General features: G+C 29.4%; 14 protein-coding genes. 13 read left to right on the forward strand and 1 reads right to left on the reverse strand.

Annotated features, from left to right (window positions below):
• The first annotated feature begins 87 nt into the window (after positions 1–87).
• The 10 genes from J4863_RS02550 to J4863_RS02595 all read left to right on the forward strand — a co-directional run bounded on the left by J4863_RS02550 (position 88) and on the right by J4863_RS02595 (position 11,301).
• Positions 88–969, forward strand: coding sequence for a hypothetical protein (locus J4863_RS02550; protein WP_211618908.1), 882 nt, complete (start codon positions 88–90; stop codon positions 967–969).
• A gap of 327 nt (positions 970–1,296) precedes the next feature.
• Positions 1,297–2,148 carry an adenosylmethionine decarboxylase gene (gene speD / locus J4863_RS02555; RefSeq protein WP_211618909.1) on the forward strand — a complete coding sequence of 284 codons (852 nt, stop codon included), beginning with the start codon at positions 1,297–1,299 and terminating at the stop codon, positions 2,146–2,148.
• A gap of 14 nt (positions 2,149–2,162) precedes the next feature.
• A complete protein-coding gene (locus J4863_RS02560; protein ID WP_211618910.1) occupies positions 2,163–3,614 on the forward strand; it encodes an aminotransferase class I/II-fold pyridoxal phosphate-dependent enzyme in 1,452 nt (483 codons plus the stop codon).
• A 96-nt stretch (positions 3,615–3,710) separates the two neighbouring features.
• The gene (gene speE / locus J4863_RS02565; RefSeq protein ID WP_211618911.1) at positions 3,711–4,559 is read left to right on the forward strand and encodes a polyamine aminopropyltransferase; all 849 of its coding nucleotides are present in this window, start codon (positions 3,711–3,713) and stop codon (positions 4,557–4,559) included.
• Positions 4,560–4,598: 39 nt separating this feature from the next.
• Complete coding sequence (gene speB, locus J4863_RS02570; RefSeq protein ID WP_211618912.1) at positions 4,599–5,462, forward strand: agmatinase; 864 nt, start codon at positions 4,599–4,601, stop codon at positions 5,460–5,462.
• 122 nt (positions 5,463–5,584) lie between these two features.
• Positions 5,585–6,799, forward strand: a complete 1,215-nt coding sequence (locus J4863_RS02575; RefSeq protein ID WP_211618913.1) for a saccharopine dehydrogenase family protein — start codon at positions 5,585–5,587, stop codon at positions 6,797–6,799.
• Positions 6,800–6,892: 93 nt separating this feature from the next.
• Positions 6,893–7,417 (forward strand): gamma carbonic anhydrase family protein, encoded by a 525-nt coding sequence (locus J4863_RS02580; protein WP_211618914.1) that lies wholly within the window; start codon positions 6,893–6,895, stop codon positions 7,415–7,417.
• Positions 7,418–7,449: 32 nt separating this feature from the next.
• A complete protein-coding gene (gene trpS / locus J4863_RS02585; protein WP_211618915.1) occupies positions 7,450–8,424 on the forward strand; it encodes a tryptophan--tRNA ligase in 975 nt (324 codons plus the stop codon).
• A gap of 126 nt (positions 8,425–8,550) precedes the next feature.
• On the forward strand, positions 8,551–9,900 hold the full coding sequence (locus J4863_RS02590) for a hemolysin family protein (protein ID WP_211618916.1): 1,350 nt from the start codon (positions 8,551–8,553) through the stop codon (positions 9,898–9,900).
• 24 nt (positions 9,901–9,924) lie between these two features.
• Positions 9,925–11,301: an NCS2 family permease gene (locus J4863_RS02595; protein WP_211618917.1), complete on the forward strand. Its 1,377-nt coding sequence runs from the start codon at positions 9,925–9,927 to the stop codon at positions 11,299–11,301.
• Positions 11,302–11,478: 177 nt separating this feature from the next.
• On the opposite strand, the gene malQ is transcribed toward J4863_RS02595, so the two are convergent.
• Positions 11,479–12,978 carry a 4-alpha-glucanotransferase gene (gene malQ, locus J4863_RS02600; RefSeq protein ID WP_211618918.1) on the reverse strand — a complete coding sequence of 500 codons (1,500 nt, stop codon included), beginning with the start codon at positions 12,976–12,978 and terminating at the stop codon, positions 11,479–11,481.
• 239 nt (positions 12,979–13,217) lie between these two features.
• Here malQ and J4863_RS02605 point away from each other — a divergent pair, with 239 nt between their 5' ends.
• The 3 genes from J4863_RS02605 to J4863_RS02615 all read left to right on the forward strand — a co-directional run bounded on the left by J4863_RS02605 (position 13,218) and on the right by J4863_RS02615 (position 18,243).
• A complete protein-coding gene (locus J4863_RS02605; protein ID WP_211618919.1) occupies positions 13,218–14,012 on the forward strand; it encodes an endonuclease/exonuclease/phosphatase family protein in 795 nt (264 codons plus the stop codon).
• Between the two features lie 268 nt (positions 14,013–14,280).
• Complete coding sequence (locus J4863_RS02610; RefSeq protein WP_211618920.1) at positions 14,281–15,876, forward strand: alpha-glucoside-specific PTS transporter subunit IIBC; 1,596 nt, start codon at positions 14,281–14,283, stop codon at positions 15,874–15,876.
• A gap of 213 nt (positions 15,877–16,089) precedes the next feature.
• Entirely contained in the window at positions 16,090–18,243 is a 2,154-nt protein-coding gene (locus tag J4863_RS02615) for a M13 family metallopeptidase (RefSeq protein WP_249111556.1), read from the forward strand.
• Positions 18,244–18,501 lie beyond the last annotated feature (258 nt).

Genomic DNA, 18,501 nt, shown 5'->3' on the forward strand with positions numbered 1-18,501 from the left:
TTTCTTGTAAACTCTTTTATTTTATTTGAAAATGATGTATAATTATACTAGAAAGAAACTAGCATAATTTAAAAAATGAGGTAAGAAATGAAATTAACTTTAGAAAAAGATATAAATTATGAAACTATGATAGAAGATTTTGGAGTAGAGCCGATAAATAGAAGAATTATAACAACAGGCGATAAATTAATATTTTGGAAAAAAGGTAAGATTGAAAAAGAAATTACAAGAAAAATCAAAAAAAGCAATATAATAAAATATATTAAAGAAAAAAATCAGTTATTCGTATCAAGTATGTTTTTTGTGTCTAATAATGAAGGAAAAGTATATAAATGTGATGGAAATAAAAAGAAAATAGTTGAAGAAGTTTTAGACTTGGGGAAAGATATTACAGCTATAAATTTTACTACGAATGGTAGAATAATTTATATTTACAACGGTATATTATTTTCTTATGACACACGAAATAAAGAATTAATTTCTAATAATTGTATAACAGATGAAATAAAGGGTGGATATAGACTTTTTACAAGTGGTGAAAATGTTATTCTAAAATACCAAAAAATTGGTGATGAAGAAAATCGAATTAGTATTTTTGAGGATAAATTAAAAAAAATTTTTGAAATAAAAACAGAAAATACTCATACATTTTCAAAAATTGTTGGAATTAAATATTTAGGTGGGACTAAAGAAGGTGAAATTGAAGTTTGGAATATTTTAGAAAAAGAACTTTATGATTCTATAAAATTATCAGATAGTCAGATTACGTATATTGAAGAGATTGGTGATAAATACGTGATTGGATTAGAAACGGGAGAGCTGTTAATTACAGACGACAAATTTGAGATTTTAATGAAAAAGAAAATTACAGATGATAAAATTTTGAAAATTTGTGTTTTGGAAAATGATATTTATGTATTGACGCTTGGAAATAAAATATTGGAATTAAAAATGATTGAAGAAAAATAATTTTTTAAAAAATGTACTTAAACGGATAATGGTTAAGTGCATTTTTTTGTTTGTTTTTCTTTACAAAATTTTGTTGATTTGGGGAATATTTTTTCGTTGTAAAAATAAAATATAAATGATATAATCTGTAAGAAAATATAAGTGAAATATATGAAGTGATATATTTTATAAAAATTGTTTCTAAAATTAAGGATTTTTAACTTTTAACATAAATTATTAAAAATCCAGATAAAATTGAAAAATTAAATTAATGAAGGAATAAAAAATTGAATTTATAAGAAAATAAAGATTGAGAGCAGGTTAGATTCTCAAGAAAGAAAGGATGTGATGAATGAGTTGGAAAAAAGTATAAAATTATATGGTTTTAATAATTTGACAAAAACATTAAGTTTTAATATTTATGATGTTTGTTATGCTAAGACTGAAAGAGAGCAAAAAGACTATATAGCTTATATAGATGAACAATATAATTCAGATAGATTAACAAAAATATTAACAAATGTAGCGGGAATGATAGGAGCTCAAGTTTTGAACATTTCTAAACAGGATTACGATCCACAAGGAGCGTCTGTGAACATATTAATAGCAGAAGAGAGAATAAATCCAGATAGTATCGATAAATCATGTAATAGAGGGATTCCGTTTTTCAATAGTGAAAGTTTATCGGAAGAAGAGAAAGATAAATTGACAGATACAGAAACTGTACACGCACATTTGGATAAAAGCCACATTACTGTGCATACTTTTCCAGAATATCATCCAGATAATTCTATATCAACTTTTAGAGTGGATATTGATATTGCAACTTGTGGAGAGATTTCGCCATTGAATACATTGAATTACTTGATTGATAGTTTTGATTCGGATATTATAACTATTGATTATAGAATAAGAGGATTTACTAGGGATATTTCTGGGAAAAAGTTTTTTACAGATCATAATATTACGTCAATACAAGATTATATTGAACCTGCAAAATTGCGAATATATGATGCGATTGATGTGAATGTTTATCAATCGAATATTTTTCATACAAAAATGTTAATTAAAGAAATTGAATTACAAAATTATTTGTTTAATCAAGATGTGTATGAAATATCGCCTAAAACACGGTTAGAAATAACAAATAGATTGAGAAAAGAAATGATAGAAATTTATAGTGGGATGAATATTTATTAACGAAGGAGGTAACGATGGATAAAAAATTACAAGAAAAAACGGTTTTGTTTGATGCGATGAAAAAACATTTGGCTAACAGGGTTGTTAGATTTGATGTACCTGGTCATAAAGGTGGTCGTGGAAATAAGCAATTTCGTGATTTTATTGGATTAGATGCGATGCAAATGGATGTAAATTCAATGAAACCTTTGGATAATTTATGTCATCCTACATCAGTTATAAAAGAGGCACAGGATATTGCAGCTGATGCTTTTGGAGCTAAGGAAGCATATTTTATGGTAAGTGGGACAACTGGGGCAGTTCAGGCTATGATTATGTCTACTTGTAAAGCAGGAGATAAGATCATTATTCCTAGAAATGTGCATAGAAGTGCAATTAATGCGATGGTTATTAACGGAACAATTCCTGTCTATATAAATCCTGGTCTTAACAAAAAATTGGGAATATCGCTAGGAATGTCTGTGAAAGATATAGAAAAGGCGATAAAAGAAAATCCTGATGCAAAGGCAATTTTAGTAAATAATCCGACATATTATGGTATTTGTTCAGATTTAAAATCAATTGTAAAATTGGCACATAAGCATAATATGTTGGTTTTAGTGGATGAAGCGCATGGAGCACACTTTTATTTTGGAGATAATTTACCAATTTCGGCAATGGCAGCTGGAGCAGATATGGCAGCAATAAGTATGCACAAAACAGGTGGTTCATTAACTCAAAGTTCGATTTTATTAAGTGGAGAAAGAATAAATGCTGATTATGTACGGCAAGTGATTAATTTGACTCAGACAACAAGTGCTTCATATTTATTGATGACTTCGCTTGATACTGCGAGAAAAAACATGAGTATTAATGGTAAAGAAATTTTTAAAAAGACAGTGGAATTTGCAGAATATGCTAGAGAGGAAATTAATAAATTAGGTGGATATTATGCGTATGGAAAAGACCTTATAAATGTCGATGATGTTTTTGATTTTGATACAACAAAATTGTCAATTTATACGAAGGATGTTGGACTTGCTGGGATAGAAGTTTATGATATTTTGAGAGACGAGTTTAATATTCAAATTGAATTTGGAGATTTAGATAATATTTTGGCGATAATTTCGGCAGGAGATAGAGCGATGGAAATTGAGAGATTAATTTCATCATTGGCAGAAATTAAACGGATTTATACAAAAGATCCAAAAGGAATGTTTGATCATGAGTATATTGCACCAACTGTAGTGTTGCCACCACAAAAGGCGTTTTATGCTGAGAAAAAAATGATACCAATTTCAGAAAGTTCAGGTCAAATTAGTGGTGAATTTGTTATGGCCTATCCGCCAGGAATACCGATTTTAGCACCAGGGGAAAAGATAACTGATGAAATTATTGATTATATCGAGTATGCGAAGGAAAAAGGTTGTCTTTTGACGGGGACTGAAGATATGAAAGTAGAAAATATTAATGTGGTTATTGAGTAATTAAAACAAAATTTATTGAGTAAGATGAAAAAAATTAGAGTATAATAATAAATGAAAGTATGAATTTTAGAAAAAATTTAAGAAAGGAGAGATAAAATGGAGTTATGGTATACAGAAGAACATACGAAAAATGTTAGATTCTCGATAAAAGTTGACAAGCAATTGGTTACCAAAAAAAGTAAATTTCAAAGAATAGATATTTTTGAATCTAAAGAATTTGGAAGATTTTTGACATTAGATGGATTTATGATGTTGACTGAAAAAGATGAGTTTATTTATCATGAAATGATTGTTCATATTCCGATGGCTGTGAAAAATGATGCGAAGAAGATATTGGTAATTGGAGCTGGTGATGGTGGAACGGTTAGAGAGCTTGTAAAATACGATAGTATTGAGAGAATTGATATGGTTGAGATTGATAAAGAAGTTGTTGATATTTGTCGTGAATATTTACCAAAAACAGCTTGTAAGTTAGATGATCCGAGAGTGAATCTTTATTATGAAGATGGCTTGAAATTTGTCCGTTCTAAAACGAATGAATACGATATTGTGATTGTTGATTCGACTGATCCGTTTGGGCCTGGAGAAGATTTGTTTACGAGAGAATTTTATGGAAATTGTTACAATGCTTTGAAAGAGGATGGAATACTTGTAAATCAGCATGAAAGTCCGTATTATGAAGCGGATGCTGAAGCTACTCAAAGAGCGAATAAACAATTGAAAGCAGTTTTTCCAATAGCTACAGTTTATCAGTTGCATATACCGACTTATCCGTCAGGACACTGGTTATTTGGATTTGCGTCAAAAAAATATCATCCTGTGAATGATTTGAAGGCGGATGAATGGAATAAATTAGGATTGGAAACGAAATATTATAATACAGAATTGCACAAAGGTTCATTTGCTTTACCAAATTATGTGAAAAAATTGATTGGTCAAGAATAAAATTGTAAAAAATAATAATAGGAGGAAAAAATTTAGGTGATGAAAGAAAGAAACATACACACATTTATCGGATGCGAGGATGAATACGAAGAGAGTAAAATAGTAGTTTTCGGAGCACCATTTGATAGCACAACATCATTTAGACCTGGAACAAGATTTGCTTCAGCTACGATGAGAAACGAAAGTTTTGGGATTGAAACTTATAGTCCGTATCAAGATAAAGATTTAGAAGATATTAATGTTTTTGATGCTGGAGATTTAGAATTGTCGTTTGGAAATTCAGAAAGTGCATTGAAGGATATTGAAGATGCAACAGCAGAAATCTTGGAAGATGGGAAAATACCGTTTATGATTGGTGGAGAACATTCTGTGACACTTGGATCGGTTAGAGCAGCGGCTGAAAAATATCCAGATTTACATATTATCCAATTTGATGCTCATACAGATTTGAGAGACGATTATTTAGGACAATATTATTCACACGCCTCTGTAATTAGAAGATGTTGGGATATTGTTGGAGATGATAAAATTTTCCAATTTGGTATAAGAAGTGGAGAAAGAGCTGAGTGGGAATTTGCAAAAGAACATTTACATACAACTAAGTTTAATTTTGGGAATAATTTTGATGAATTGGATAAAGTTGTAGAAAAATTGAAAGGGAAACCAGTTTATTTCACATTAGATTTAGATGTTTTGGATCCTTCGGAATTTCCAGGAACAGGAACGCCTGAAGCAGGTGGAGTAACATTCGTAGAACTTCACAAAGCAATTGAAAAAATCTCAAAATTAAATATTGTTGGATTGGATATGAATGAATTGTCACCAATTTATGACCATTCAGGACAATCAACAGCTTTGGCTTGTAAATTATTGAGAGAAATTTTGTTGTTTGTTTACAAATAAGTAAAAAAGTTTAAAATTCTGTAAATTATAAAGGAAAAAATGAAATTAAGCCAATTAGAATTTATTTTGAATTAGAAGAAATTGAATAAAAAAATTTTATAGAATAATTTTGGAGGTAAAAAATGGGAAAAAAAGCGTTGATAATTGGAGCAGGTGGAGTTTCAAATGTAGTTTGTCACAAATGTGCTCAAAATTCAGAAGTATTTAGCTCAATAATGATAGCGAGTAGAACAAAATCGAAATGTGATGCAATTAAAGAAACAATTGAAAAAAGTAAATATGCAGGAAGAATAGAAATTCAAACAGCAAAAGTGGATGCAGATAATGTACCAGAATTAGTAGCTTTAATTAACGAATACAAACCAGATATCGTAATAAATGTGGCGTTGCCTTATCAAGATTTGACAATAATGGATGCTTGTTTGGAAACTAAAACTGATTATTTAGATACAGCTAATTACGAGCCTTTAGATACAGCAAAATTTGAGTATAAATGGCAATGGGCTTACAAAGAAAAATTTGAGAAAGCAGGAATTACGGCTATTTTAGGATGTGGATTCGATCCAGGAGTAACAGGAGTATTCTCAGCTTATGCACAAAAACATTATTTTGATGAAATAAACTATATTGATATTTTAGATGCAAACGCTGGAGATCATGGTTATCCATTTGCAACAAATTTCAATCCAGAAATTAATATTAGAGAAGTGACTGCAAACGGAAGTTACTGGGAAAATGGAAAATGGGTAGAAACTGAACCAATGGAAATTAAAAGAGTATACAATTTTCCACAAATTGGTGAAAAAGACATGTACTTGTTACACCACGAAGAATTGGAATCTTTAGCTTTGAATATTAAAGGAATTAAGAGAATTAGATTTTTCATGACATTTGGACAAAGTTATTTGACGCACTTAAAAGTGTTGGAAAATGTAGGAATGACTTCGATTGAGCCAATTGAATTTGAAGGGCAACAAATTGTACCATTACAATTTTTAAAAGCAGTATTACCAGATCCAGCTTCATTAGGGCCTAGAACAAAAGGATTGACAAATATTGGAAATATCTTTAGAGGTAAAAAAGACGGAAAAGATAGAACTTATTATGTTTACAATGTTTGTAACCATGAAGAATGTTATAAAGAAGTTAGCTCACAAGCAATTTCTTATACAACAGGAGTTCCAGCTATGATTGGTGCTGCGATGGTGTTGACTGGAGAATGGAAAAAACCAGGAGTGTACAATGTTGAAGAAATGGATCCAGATAAATTTATGGATGCGTTGAATAAATTTGGATTACCTTGGGTAGAAGATTTTAATCCAACATTAGTAGATTAATTTATAAAGAAATTGAAAAGATTTAAAATTGGGGCTTTCTGTAAGAAATTTTTTCTTACAAGTCCCTTTTTGTGCTAGATTTAGGAGAAAAATATGATTTACAAATTAAAAGAAAGAAAACCAAAAATAAGTAATAGTGCTTTTATTGCGAAAAATGCAGATGTTATTGGCGATGTTGAAATAGGAGAAAATGCGAGTATTTGGTTTGGAGCAGTTCTTCGTGGAGATATTGAAAAAATAGTTATTGGAAAAAATAGTAATGTCCAAGATAATAGCACTTTACACACTAAACAGGGAACACCTTGTATAATAGGAGAAAATGTGTCTGTTGGGCATAATGTAATATTGCATAGCTGTAAAATTGGAGACAATGTTATAGTTGGAATGGGAAGTACAATTATGGATGATGCAGAAATACTCGATAATTGCTTAGTTGGAGCAAATTCGCTTGTAACTTGTTCTACACCAAAAGAAGAAGGCGTTTTGATTTTAGGAAGTCCAGCTAAAATTGTTAGAAAATTAACGGATGAAGAAATTAAAGGATTAAAAGCAAATGCAGATCATTATGTTGAAAATGGAAAATTGTATCAAAATTATTTACAAGAAATAAGAAATTAAATTAAGAAATAAAAAATGGAGGTTATTTTGAAATGAAAAGAAGTTTATCAGGAATACAGCCTAGCGGAGTTTTGCATATAGGAAATTACTTTGGGGCGATAAAACAGTTTGTAGAAATGCAAGATGATTATGAAGGACTTTATTTTTTAGCTAATTATCATGCTTTGACATCAGCACCAAAAGGTGAAGATTTGAAAAAAAATACAATTGGTGTAATTTTAGATTATTTAGCATTAGGATTAGACCCTAAAAAATCTACATTGTTTTTACAATCAGATGTACCAGAACATACTGAATTATCGTGGATTTTAGCGAATGTAACTCCGATGGGATTAATAGAGAGGGCACATTCTTACAAAGACAAAGTTGCGAAAGGAATCAAGCCAAATATGGGACTTTTCACTTATCCAGTGTTAATGGCAGCAGATATTTTAATTTATGATGCTGATGTAGTTCCAGTTGGAAAAGATCAAAAACAACATTTAGAAATAACAAGAGATATTGCAACAAAATTTAATGAAACTTATGAAAAAGAAATCTTTAAATTACCTGAACCAAAAATTGTTGAAAGTGTAGCAATTGTTCCAGGAACTAATGGAGATAAAATGAGTAAATCTTATGGAAATGTAATAAATATGTTCGCTTCAAAAAAAGAAGTTAAAAAACAAATTATGAGCGTTGTTACAGATTCAACACCTTTAGAAGAACCAAAAAATCCAGACAATAATGTAACTCAATTATATTCATTATTTGCAACTCCAGAAGAAGTAGAAGTTTTAAAAGAAAAATTTAGAGCTGGGAATTTCGGATATGGACATGCCAAAAATGAATTATTAGATAAATTTATGGATTATTTTGCACCATATAGAGCTAAAAGGGAAGAATTAGTAAATAACATGGACTATGTTTATGATATTTTAAAAGAAGGTGCTGAAAAAGCTCGTAAAATCGCAGGAGCTAAATTAGAAATAGTTAGAGATACTGTAGGATTATTGAAAAGAAGTTAGGTTTAAAATTTTGAAATAAAAAGCTGAGTTTGAGGGTGGTGATTGAATTCTCAAGAAAATTAATTAAAATAATTCTTAAAATATGTTATAATAAAGTAAATTTAAGAATTTAGGAGGAATAAAAAAATGTCGGAAGGCAGTTTGTTATTACAATTCATTGTAATAATAGTTTTAACTGGAATTAATGCATTTTTCTCAGGAGCAGAAATGTCGATAGTTTCAGTAAATAAAAATAAGATAAAAGTGATGGTTGAGGAGGGAGATAAAAAGGCAATTTTATTAGATAATTTATTAAAAGAGCCAAGTAAGTTTTTATCAACTATTCAAGTTGGAATAACACTTGCAAGTTTCTTTGCATCAGCATCAGCAGCAACAGGACTTTCACAATTTTTATCAGTATTTTTAAATAAAATGAAGGTGCCATATAGTGCTCAGTTATCAATGATTATAGTAACTTTCTTGTTATCATATGTAACTTTGGTTTTTGGAGAACTTATTCCAAAAAGAGTAGCGTTAAGATCTTCTGAAAAAATGGCTTTATCTTCAATTGGTGTAATTGTATTTATTTCAAAAATATTTTCGCCATTTGTAAAGTTTCTTACATTTTCAACGAATGTCGTGTTGACGCTTTTGAAATTGAAGGAAGATAATATTGAAGAAAAGGTTTCTAAAGAGGAGTTACGTTCACTTGTAGAAGTTGGAAGAGAGCATGGAATTATTAATGAAGTCGAAAAGGAAATGATTGAAAATATAATAGTTTTCGATGAAAAAATTGCTAGAGAAATAATGATTCCAAGAACGAAAGTTTTTTTAATTGATAGAAATACGACGATTGAAGAATTATTTGAAACAAAAGAAGTTGGGAAATATTCAAGAATACCTGTTTATGAAGAGGAAGCAGATAATATTGTAGGAATCTTGTTGACAAAAGATTTAATGATGGAGGCGTACAAAAAAGGATTTGAAAATATCAATATTTCTGAAATGGTTCAGGAAGCATATTTTGTTCCAGAAACTAAAAATGTAAATGAGTTATTTAATGAAATGCAGTTAGAGAAAAAACATATTGCAATTTTAATTGATGAATATGGAGGATTTTCTGGAATTGTGACATTGGAAGACTTGATTGAAGAAGTGATGGGGAATATTGCAGATGAATATGATGATGAAGATTTATCAATCAGACAATTATCGCCGAATAAATATTTGATTAGTGGAGATGTTTCGTTGAATGACTTAAATGATGCGTTTCATATAGAGCTAGAATCTAAATATTATGATACTTTGAGTGGTCTTTTGATTGAAAAATTAGGATATATTCCTGAAGATGATGAAAAAATATCGCCGATAACTATTGATGGAATTGAATTTAAACCGCAAAGAGTTAGAGATAAAAAAATTGAGAAAATAATAGTGATATTTTTGAAGAAAATTGAGATGCAAGAAAAAGTAGAAAAAGAAAAAAATACACAATAAAATTTTAAGGAGGAATAAAATAATATGGCGTCTAAGACATCAGAATTAAAAGGGATTCAGTGGTTGTTTCCGTTATTAGCAGAAAAAAATGTAAATTACAAAAAGGAATTTTTAGCAGGATTGGTTACATTCTTGACAATGGCTTATATCATTGTTGTAAATCCAAATATACTTTCTAAAACAGGTATGGATGCAGGTGCGTTAGTAACAGCAACTTGTTTAGGAGCAGCAGTAGGATGTTTTTTAATGGGATTTATTGCAAACTTGCCATTTGCTTTGGCTTCAGGTATGGGATTGAACGCGTTTTTTGCATTTACAGTCGTTTTAAAAGGTGGAGTTAGCTGGGAAGTAGCATTAACAGCTGTATTCGTAGAAGGAATAATATTTATTTTATTAACAATGTTTAAAGTTCGTGAAATAGTAGTAAATTCGATACCAACAAGCATGAAACACGCAGTAACAGCTGGAATAGGTATATTTATTGCGTTTGTAGGATTTTCAGGAGCAGGACTTGTAGTAGCAAATGAATCAACAAAAGTAAGTATGGGTCATTTTACACCAACAGTCGTAATAGCAGCAATTGGTTTATTTATAATTGGAGTTTTAGATAAAAAAGGTGTAAAAGGTTCAATTCTTTATGGAATTGTTGTAAGTTCAATTTTAGCTTGGATTTTTTCTATAATTGATCCAGAAGCAGCAGCTAAATTGGGAATTTCTTTACCAAAAGGAATTTTTAAATATGAATCAATTGCACCAATTGCAGGGAAATTAGATTTTTCAGTATTTGCAGATGTAAAAGGTTTAAGTAGCTTTTTCGTAGTAGTTTGTACTTTCTTGTTTGTAGATTTCTTTGATACAGTAGGAACTTTGATTGGTGTTTGTTCAAAAGCGAATATGTTAGATGAAGAAGGAAATGTACCAAATGTAGGAAGAGCGTTACTTGCAGATGCGATTGGAACGACAGCAGGAGCAGCTTTAGGAGTGTCAACAGTTACAACTTATGTAGAAAGCTCAACAGGAGTTTTAGCTGGAGGAAGAACAGGTTGGACAGCAATCACAACAGGAGTTTTATTCTTGTTATCAATGTTTTTCTCACCAATATTTATAGCAATTCCAGCATGTGCAACAGCACCAGCATTGATTTATGTAGGATACTTAATGTTAAGTTCATTAAAAGAAATTGACTTACACGATGTAACAGATGGAATTCCAGCATTTATTACAGCCACAACAATGGCATTAACATATAGTATTGGAGATGGATTAACACTAGGAATTTTATCATATGTAATAATCAATCTTATCTACAATGCAGTTGCACCAAAAGAAGATAGAAAACCAGTATCTTGGGTAATGATAGCACTTGCAATATTATTTATAATAAAATTAGTTTTGATGTAGTATTGATTAAAAGTAAAAAAGGATCATTTTGTGAATGCGAAATGGTCTTTTTTGTTTAGAAAAGAATTAAATTTGTACTTAATAAAATCTAAAATTTAATAATAAAAAAGGAATTACCTCACATTAGCAAGGTAATTCCAAACATCTTCGGTATTTTATTAAAATTTTATAATTAAATTATCTAGAATAAAGTTTTGTAAAATGAGCAATTTTTTCAGCTAAATCATCTGATAAACGATCTTTTAATCTCCATTGCCAGTTTCCAGCGGCGATACCAGGAGTATTAATTCTAGCTTCACTTCCCAATCCTAAGAAATCTTGAACAGGTGCAAGTGCAATAGAAGCCACAGAACTCCAAGCTCCTCTAATTGCATCCCAGTGAATATTATTTTCATCTCTTGAATTTAAGTATTCAAGTGCGAATTTTCTATCTTCAGGTTTAGCTTTTTCAAACCAACCAACGATTGTATCGTTATCATGAGTACCAGTATAAACAACACAGTTTTTGTCGTAAGTATGTGGTAAATATTCATTTTCTTCACTAGAATCAAATGCAAATCCTAAAATTTTCATTCCAGGGAATCCAGTTGCATCTCTTAAATCAATAACACCTTGTGTCATTGTTCCTAAATCTTCAGCAATTATAGGTAATTCTCCAAGTTCATTTTTAATGGCATTAAATAAGTCCATTCTAGGTCCTGGACACCAAGTACCATTTTCAGCTGTTTTATCTCCATAAGGAACAGCCCAATATTCATCAAATCCTCTGAAGTGATCGATTCTTATGATATCGCAAGTAGAAAGATTAGCTTTAACTCTATCAATCCACCATCTATATCCAGTTTCTTTTAATTTGTCCCAATTGTATAATGGATTTCCCCAAAGTTGTCCAGTAGCACTGAAATAATCAGGCGGAACTCCTGCAACTTTAACTGGTTTTCTTTCTTCATCAAATAAGAAAATTTCTGGGTTTGCCCATGCATCAGAGCTATCAGCAGCAACGAAAATAGGGATATCTCCAATTATTTTTATACCATTTTCATTAGCATATTTTTTTACAGCATTCCATTGTTTGAAGAATAAAAATTGAGTGAATTTTTGATATTCGATTTCTTCTTTAACAATTTCATAATATTTACCCATTGCGTCATGTTGTCTAGATTTAATATCTTCTGGCCACTCATTCCAAGGCAATCCATTAAAATGATTTTTTAAAGAAATATACATTGTAAAGTCGTTTAACCAACTTTGATTATGATCTTTAAATTCTTCAAATAAATATTTTAATTCTTCTCTTTCTTTGTTTTCTTTAGTGTTTTTATAATTTTCATATGCCTTTCTTAACAAAGGATATTTTTGATTATAAATAGCTCCATAATCAACGCTTTCAGGATTTTCTCCAAATGAAATCCCTTCTAAATCTGATTGTGATAATAAATTTTCTTCAATTAATAAATCAAAATCAATAAGATATGGATTTCCGGCAAAAGTAGAGAATGATTGGTATGGAGAATCACCATATCCTGTTGGCCCTAATGGGAATATTTGCCATAATTTTTGATTAGATTTTTTCAAAAAATCTACGAATGCAAAAGCTTCTTTTCCTAAAGTTCCAATTCCATATTTCCCTGGAAGTGAAGTAGGATGTAATAAAATACCTGAACTTCTTTCGAACATTGTTCCTCCTTAAATATATTTAATAATCTTTTTCACTTTAAATATACTTTATTTTTTTATAAATGTCAACATTAAAAAAATAATATTTTTATTATTAGAATTATGATTGACAAAATAGAAATAGTGAGATATACTTTTTAGAGTATATAAAATTCCCAAATCTAAAAAATATTAACAAGTAAAAAATAATATTAAAAAATCTCAAAAAAAATAAATATTTAGAAAGGTTGGAGAGGAAAATGAAATTATTGACAATTAATGTCCATGCTTGGATTGAAAAAAACCAAATGGAAAAAATTGACATTTTAGCAAAAACAATTGCTGAAAAAGATTATGATGTTATTGCTATGCAAGAAGTGAATCAGTTGATGACACAGCCTGTAGTTTATGCAGATGTGAGGGAAGACAACTACGGTTGGGTTTTGCTTAATAAAATAGCAGAATATACAGACACAACTTATTATTACCATTGGAGTAATTCGCATATCGGTTATGGAAAATATGAGGAAGGTATTGGAATCTTAACAAAACATGTATTAAAAGGTACAGATGATTTTTATTGTACTAGATCACAAACTGTAAATTCAATTTCTTCAAGAAAAGTTATAAGTGCTGAAATTGAATACAATGGAAAAGTAATGGAATTTTATAGCTGCCATATGAATTTACCAACTTGTGAAACAGAAAAAATGGATAAAAGTATTCAAATAATTTTGAATAGAAATGAAGATGATATTATAAAAGTATTAATGGGAGATTTTAATACAAATATGTTAAAAGATAAAGAAGATTATGAAAATATCTTAAATCAAGGGCTATTAGATACATATCAATTAGCAGAGAAAAAGGATGATGGTATCACAGTAGGTGGTGATATCGATGGTTGGCAAGGTCAAAAAGAAAAGAAAAAACTAGATTACATTTTCTTGACAAAAGAATTAAAAGTTAAAGAAAGTAAAGTAATCTTTAATGGAAAAAATTATCCTGTAATTTCAGATCATTATGGAATAGAAGTAATTTTAGATGTAGAATAATTAAAAATATAAAAAAGAAATAATAAAAAAATTAATTTATAATCTAAACATCTATTAAGTAATTTGTAAAATTATAATTATAATAAAAAAAGTTAAAAATTTTTCTACAAAGAAAAGTATGATTTTTACTAGCTTAGAAGGATTTATAATTATAAAATTTTAAAAAAAATAAAAAATTTATAAAAAAAATATTGACATTAGAAAAAAATAGGGTATAACTTATTGTAAAAAAGAAAAAACTAATATAATTTTTTGGAGGTATTTAATCATGATGAAAAAAATTCAACGGTTCGGTGGAGCAATGATGGCACCAGTTCTGTTATTTGCATTTACAGGGATAGTGGTAGGGATAGCATCACTATTTACAAATCCACAAGTAATGGGTTCAATCGCAAATGAAGGGACAAACTGGTATAAATTCTGGTTTGTAATAAGTGAAGGTGGTTGGACAGTATTTAGACAAATGCCGTTATTGTTCGCAATCGGATTACCAATCAGCCTTGCAACTAAAACAAATGCAAGAGCATGTTTAGAAGCGTTTGCTTTATATACAACTTATAATTATTTCGTAGCAGCAATGCTTGCACAATGGAGTTTCTTTGGTGTTGACATGAGTCAAGAAGCTGGAGGAACAAGTGGACTTGCAATAATTGCTGGAGTAAAAACACTTGATACAAACTTATTTGGTGCAATTATAATTTCTGCAATAGTAGTTTATTTACATAATAAATATTTTGATAAAAAGTTACCAGACTTTTTAGGAGTATTCCAAGGAACAGTATTTGTTTATATTATTGGTTTCTTAGTAATGCTTCCATGTGCTTTAATAACTGCACTTTGTTGGCCAAAAGTTCAAATTGGAATTAACAACTTACAACAATTATTAAAAGTTTCAGGACCAATTGGAGTATGGATTTATACATTCCTTGAAAGAGCATTGATTCCAACAGGATTACATCACTTTGTATATACACCATTTATATTTGGACCAGCAGCAGTTCCAGGTGGAATTCAAACTTACTGGGTACAACATATTGGAGAATTTGCTCAATCTACAAAACCTTTAAAAGAAATGTTCCCACAAGGTGGATTTGCATTACACGGTAACTCAAAAATCTTTGGTTCAGTAGGTATCGCACTTGCAATGTATTCAACTGCTAAACCTGAAAACAAGAAAAAAGTAGCAGGATTGTTATTACCAGTTTTATTAACTGCAATAGTTTCAGGAATTACAGAACCACTTGAATTTACATTCTTATTTATAGCACCAGTATTATTTGGATTACACGCAGTATTAGCTGCAACAATGTCAACATTAATGTATATGTTCGGAGTTGTAGGAAACTTCGGTGGAGGATTCTTAGACTTCTTATTCTTAAACTGGATTCCAATGTTTAAAAACCACAGTGGAACAGTAATTATTCAAATTGTAATTGGATTAATCTTTACATGTATTTATTTCGTATTATTCAGATTCTTAATTTTAAAAATGGATTTAAAAACTCCAGGTAGAGAAGATGATGATGAAGAAATGAAACTTTATACAAAAGCTGACTATAGAGCTAAACATGGTGAAGGTGGAGCACAAGGTGCAGCAGCCGTAGCTGGTGGAGATGAATATGCTCAAAAAGGTGCAATCATTCTTGAAGCATTAGGTGGAAGAGAAAATATTGAAGAACTTAATAACTGTGCAACTAGACTTAGAGTAAGTGTAAAAGATGCAAGTAAATTATTACCAGATGCAGCGTTTAAAGCAGCAGGAGCTCATGGTGTAGTTAGAAAAGGAACAGCTATTCAAGTAATCATTGGATTATCAGTACCTCAAGTAAGAGAAAGAATTGAAGAAATGATGAAAAAAGGGTAAAAATAAAATTTGATAAATAATTAAATTTTTAGAAAAAGTATTGTTTTATAGAAATTATGAAAATGATTTTTATAATCAATACTTTTTTCTTTTAATATAAATTTAAAAGTATTGAAAATGTAAATACTTTGTGATAAAATAACGATAATTGAAATTAATAAAAAAGAATAAATAGGAGAGGAGAAGTTACTTTAAATCTAGGAAAATTTAATTTTGAATAGATTAAAGCAATGGGAAAATATGAAGAAATTAATGGTAATGTCATTGTTGCTAGCGAGTATGAGTGTGGCACATGCAGAAGTTACTAGTAACACAAATTCTAATGAGAGTACTAATAAATATCCAGGTCGAACTAATACAAATACAAAAGGAGGATTTTGGGACTTTTATACAGAATCACAACGAAAATTAGTAAAACCAAATGATAAAGAAATTTATGAAAATTTAAGTAAAACAATAAAACCAACAGACGATTTTTATGAATATGTAAACAAAAATTGGGAAGATAAAACACAAATACCATCGACAAAATCGTCATGGGGATCATTTGTAGAGCTTTCTGAAAAAAATCAAGATTTTTTGAGAAATTTAATAAAAGATTTGAAGGAAAAAAGAAATTCTTTGAATTCGGATGAAAAGAAAATTTTAACTTTATATGAATCTTTTTACAACATAGATAAAAGAAATAAATTAGGTCTTGAGCCAATAAAAAAAGATTTAAAGGAAATTGATGATATAAAATCAATTGATGATTTGCAAAAATATAATATTAAGAATACAAGAAAAGGATCAAATGAGTTTTACGGTTGGGGACTTTCTACTGATTTAAATGATTCTAAAAATAATGCGATTTATTTGGAATCAGCAGGATTAGGGCTTTCAAGAGATTATTATCAAAAGGAAACTCCAGAAAATGCAAAAATCTTAAAAGAATATACGAAATTTGTTAGTGATATATTGAAACTTGGTGGTGAAACTGACACTGATGCGAAAGCTCAAAAAATAGTTGCGTTTGAAAAAGAAATTGCTCAAACGCTGTTAAAAAATGAAGAAAGTCATGATGTAGCTAAATATAACAATCCTAGAAAAGTTAGTGAATTGTCATCGATAACTAAAAATGTGAACTTGGCTAATTATTTGAAACAGTTGAATGTGAATACAGATAAAGTGATTATTACTGAATTAAATTATTATAAAAATTTAGATAAATTTTTGACAAATGAAAATATTGATGTGATAAAAGATTATATGAAATTTCAAAAGATTGCAGGATCTTCAAGTGTTTTAAATGATGAGTTAGGGAAAAGATATTTTGAATTTTATGGAAAATATTTAAATGGACAAAAAGAAAGAGAAACGCTTGAAAAAAGAGCGCTGTATTTTGTTGATGGAACTTTAGGGGAATTAGTTGGAAAAGAATATGTTAAGAAAAATTTCTCACCTGAAGCTAAAAAAAATACTCAAGAAATGGTTAGTTACATAAAAAAAGCATTCCAAAATAGAATTAACAAATTAGATTGGATGAGTGCTGAAACTAAGAAAAAAGCAATACAAAAATTGAATAAAATAAATGTAAAAATTGGTTATCCAGATAAATGGCATGATTACAGTACTTTAAATATAAATGAAAATGATTCATTGTATGATCAAATGGTAAAAGCTGGAGAATGGGCATACGATAAAGAATTTAAGAAAATTGGAAAACCAGTAGACAAAACAGAATGGTTTATGGATGCACATACAGTAAATGCCTATTATTCACCAACAGGAAATGAAATAGTATTCCCAGCAGGAATTTTACAAAAACCATTTTATGATTTCAAAAATTCTGAAGTAGGAAGTAATTTTGGTGGAATTGGAGCAGTTATTGGTCACGAGATAACTCATGGATTTGACGTTTCTGGAGCACAATTTGATGGAGACGGAAATGTTAAAAATTGGTGGACAGCTCAAGATAAGCAAAAATTTGATGCAGCAACTAAAAAATTAGAGGATGAATTTTCAAATTATACTGTTGGAGATAACATCAAACTTAATGGTAAATACACTTTAACAGAAAATATCGCAGATTTAGGAGGAGTAAGTATAGCTTATGACGCATTACAACTATATTTGGCAGACCATCCTGATTTGAAAGTTTCTAATGATACAGAAAATGAATTATTTTTCTTAAATTATGCAAATATTTGGAAACAAAAAGCTACACAAGAATATAGAAATAATTTAGCTAAAACAGATTCGCACTCGCCTAATTTCCTACGTGTAAACTCTGTATTGAAAAACACTGATGCTTTTCATAAAATCTTTAAAACAAAACCAGGAGATAAAATGTATAGAGCACCACAAGATAGAGTGAAAATTTGGTAAAAATTGATTTTAGAGAAAAGTAATTTTACTGAGGATAATGAAGGATTAGTTTAGGTAAATAACTAATTTATTAGAAAATCTGAGTCTTGTTAGACTTGGATTTTCTATTATCAGTGAACTACTCCTGCTTGTAGAAGCCGTAGACTTTTTGTTATCTTTTGTTAAATTAGAAGTCTAAAAAAATAAAATTTAAATTTATAATAAAAAGTAAAAAATATATCTTAATAATTAAAAAAATTAATTTGACAAAATATATAA

It is taken from the genome of Leptotrichia sp. oral taxon 221, from assembly GCF_018128245.1.
Classification (GTDB): Bacteria; Fusobacteriota; Fusobacteriia; order Fusobacteriales; family Leptotrichiaceae; genus JABCPH02.

What these genes read in the sequence shown, in the direction of transcription:
- J4863_RS02575 (WP_211618913.1), top strand. Translation starts at nt 5,585, where the DNA reads ATGGGAAAAAAAGCGTTGATAATTGGAGCAGGTGGAGTTTCAAATGTA.
- malQ (WP_211618918.1), bottom strand. Translation starts at nt 12,978, where the DNA reads ATGTTCGAAAGAAGTTCAGGTATTTTATTACATCCTACTTCACTTCCA.
- J4863_RS02550 (WP_211618908.1), top strand. Translation starts at nt 88, where the DNA reads ATGAAATTAACTTTAGAAAAAGATATAAATTATGAAACTATGATAGAA.
- J4863_RS02580 (WP_211618914.1), top strand. Translation starts at nt 6,893, where the DNA reads ATGATTTACAAATTAAAAGAAAGAAAACCAAAAATAAGTAATAGTGCT.
- speB (WP_211618912.1), top strand. Translation starts at nt 4,599, where the DNA reads ATGAAAGAAAGAAACATACACACATTTATCGGATGCGAGGATGAATAC.
- J4863_RS02610 (WP_211618920.1), top strand. Translation starts at nt 14,281, where the DNA reads ATGATGAAAAAAATTCAACGGTTCGGTGGAGCAATGATGGCACCAGTT.
- J4863_RS02590 (WP_211618916.1), top strand. Translation starts at nt 8,551, where the DNA reads ATGTCGGAAGGCAGTTTGTTATTACAATTCATTGTAATAATAGTTTTA.
- J4863_RS02595 (WP_211618917.1), top strand. Translation starts at nt 9,925, where the DNA reads ATGGCGTCTAAGACATCAGAATTAAAAGGGATTCAGTGGTTGTTTCCG.
- speD (WP_211618909.1), top strand. Translation starts at nt 1,297, where the DNA reads ATGAATGAGTTGGAAAAAAGTATAAAATTATATGGTTTTAATAATTTG.
- trpS (WP_211618915.1), top strand. Translation starts at nt 7,450, where the DNA reads ATGAAAAGAAGTTTATCAGGAATACAGCCTAGCGGAGTTTTGCATATA.
- J4863_RS02605 (WP_211618919.1), top strand. Translation starts at nt 13,218, where the DNA reads ATGAAATTATTGACAATTAATGTCCATGCTTGGATTGAAAAAAACCAA.
- speE (WP_211618911.1), top strand. Translation starts at nt 3,711, where the DNA reads ATGGAGTTATGGTATACAGAAGAACATACGAAAAATGTTAGATTCTCG.
- J4863_RS02560 (WP_211618910.1), top strand. Translation starts at nt 2,163, where the DNA reads ATGGATAAAAAATTACAAGAAAAAACGGTTTTGTTTGATGCGATGAAA.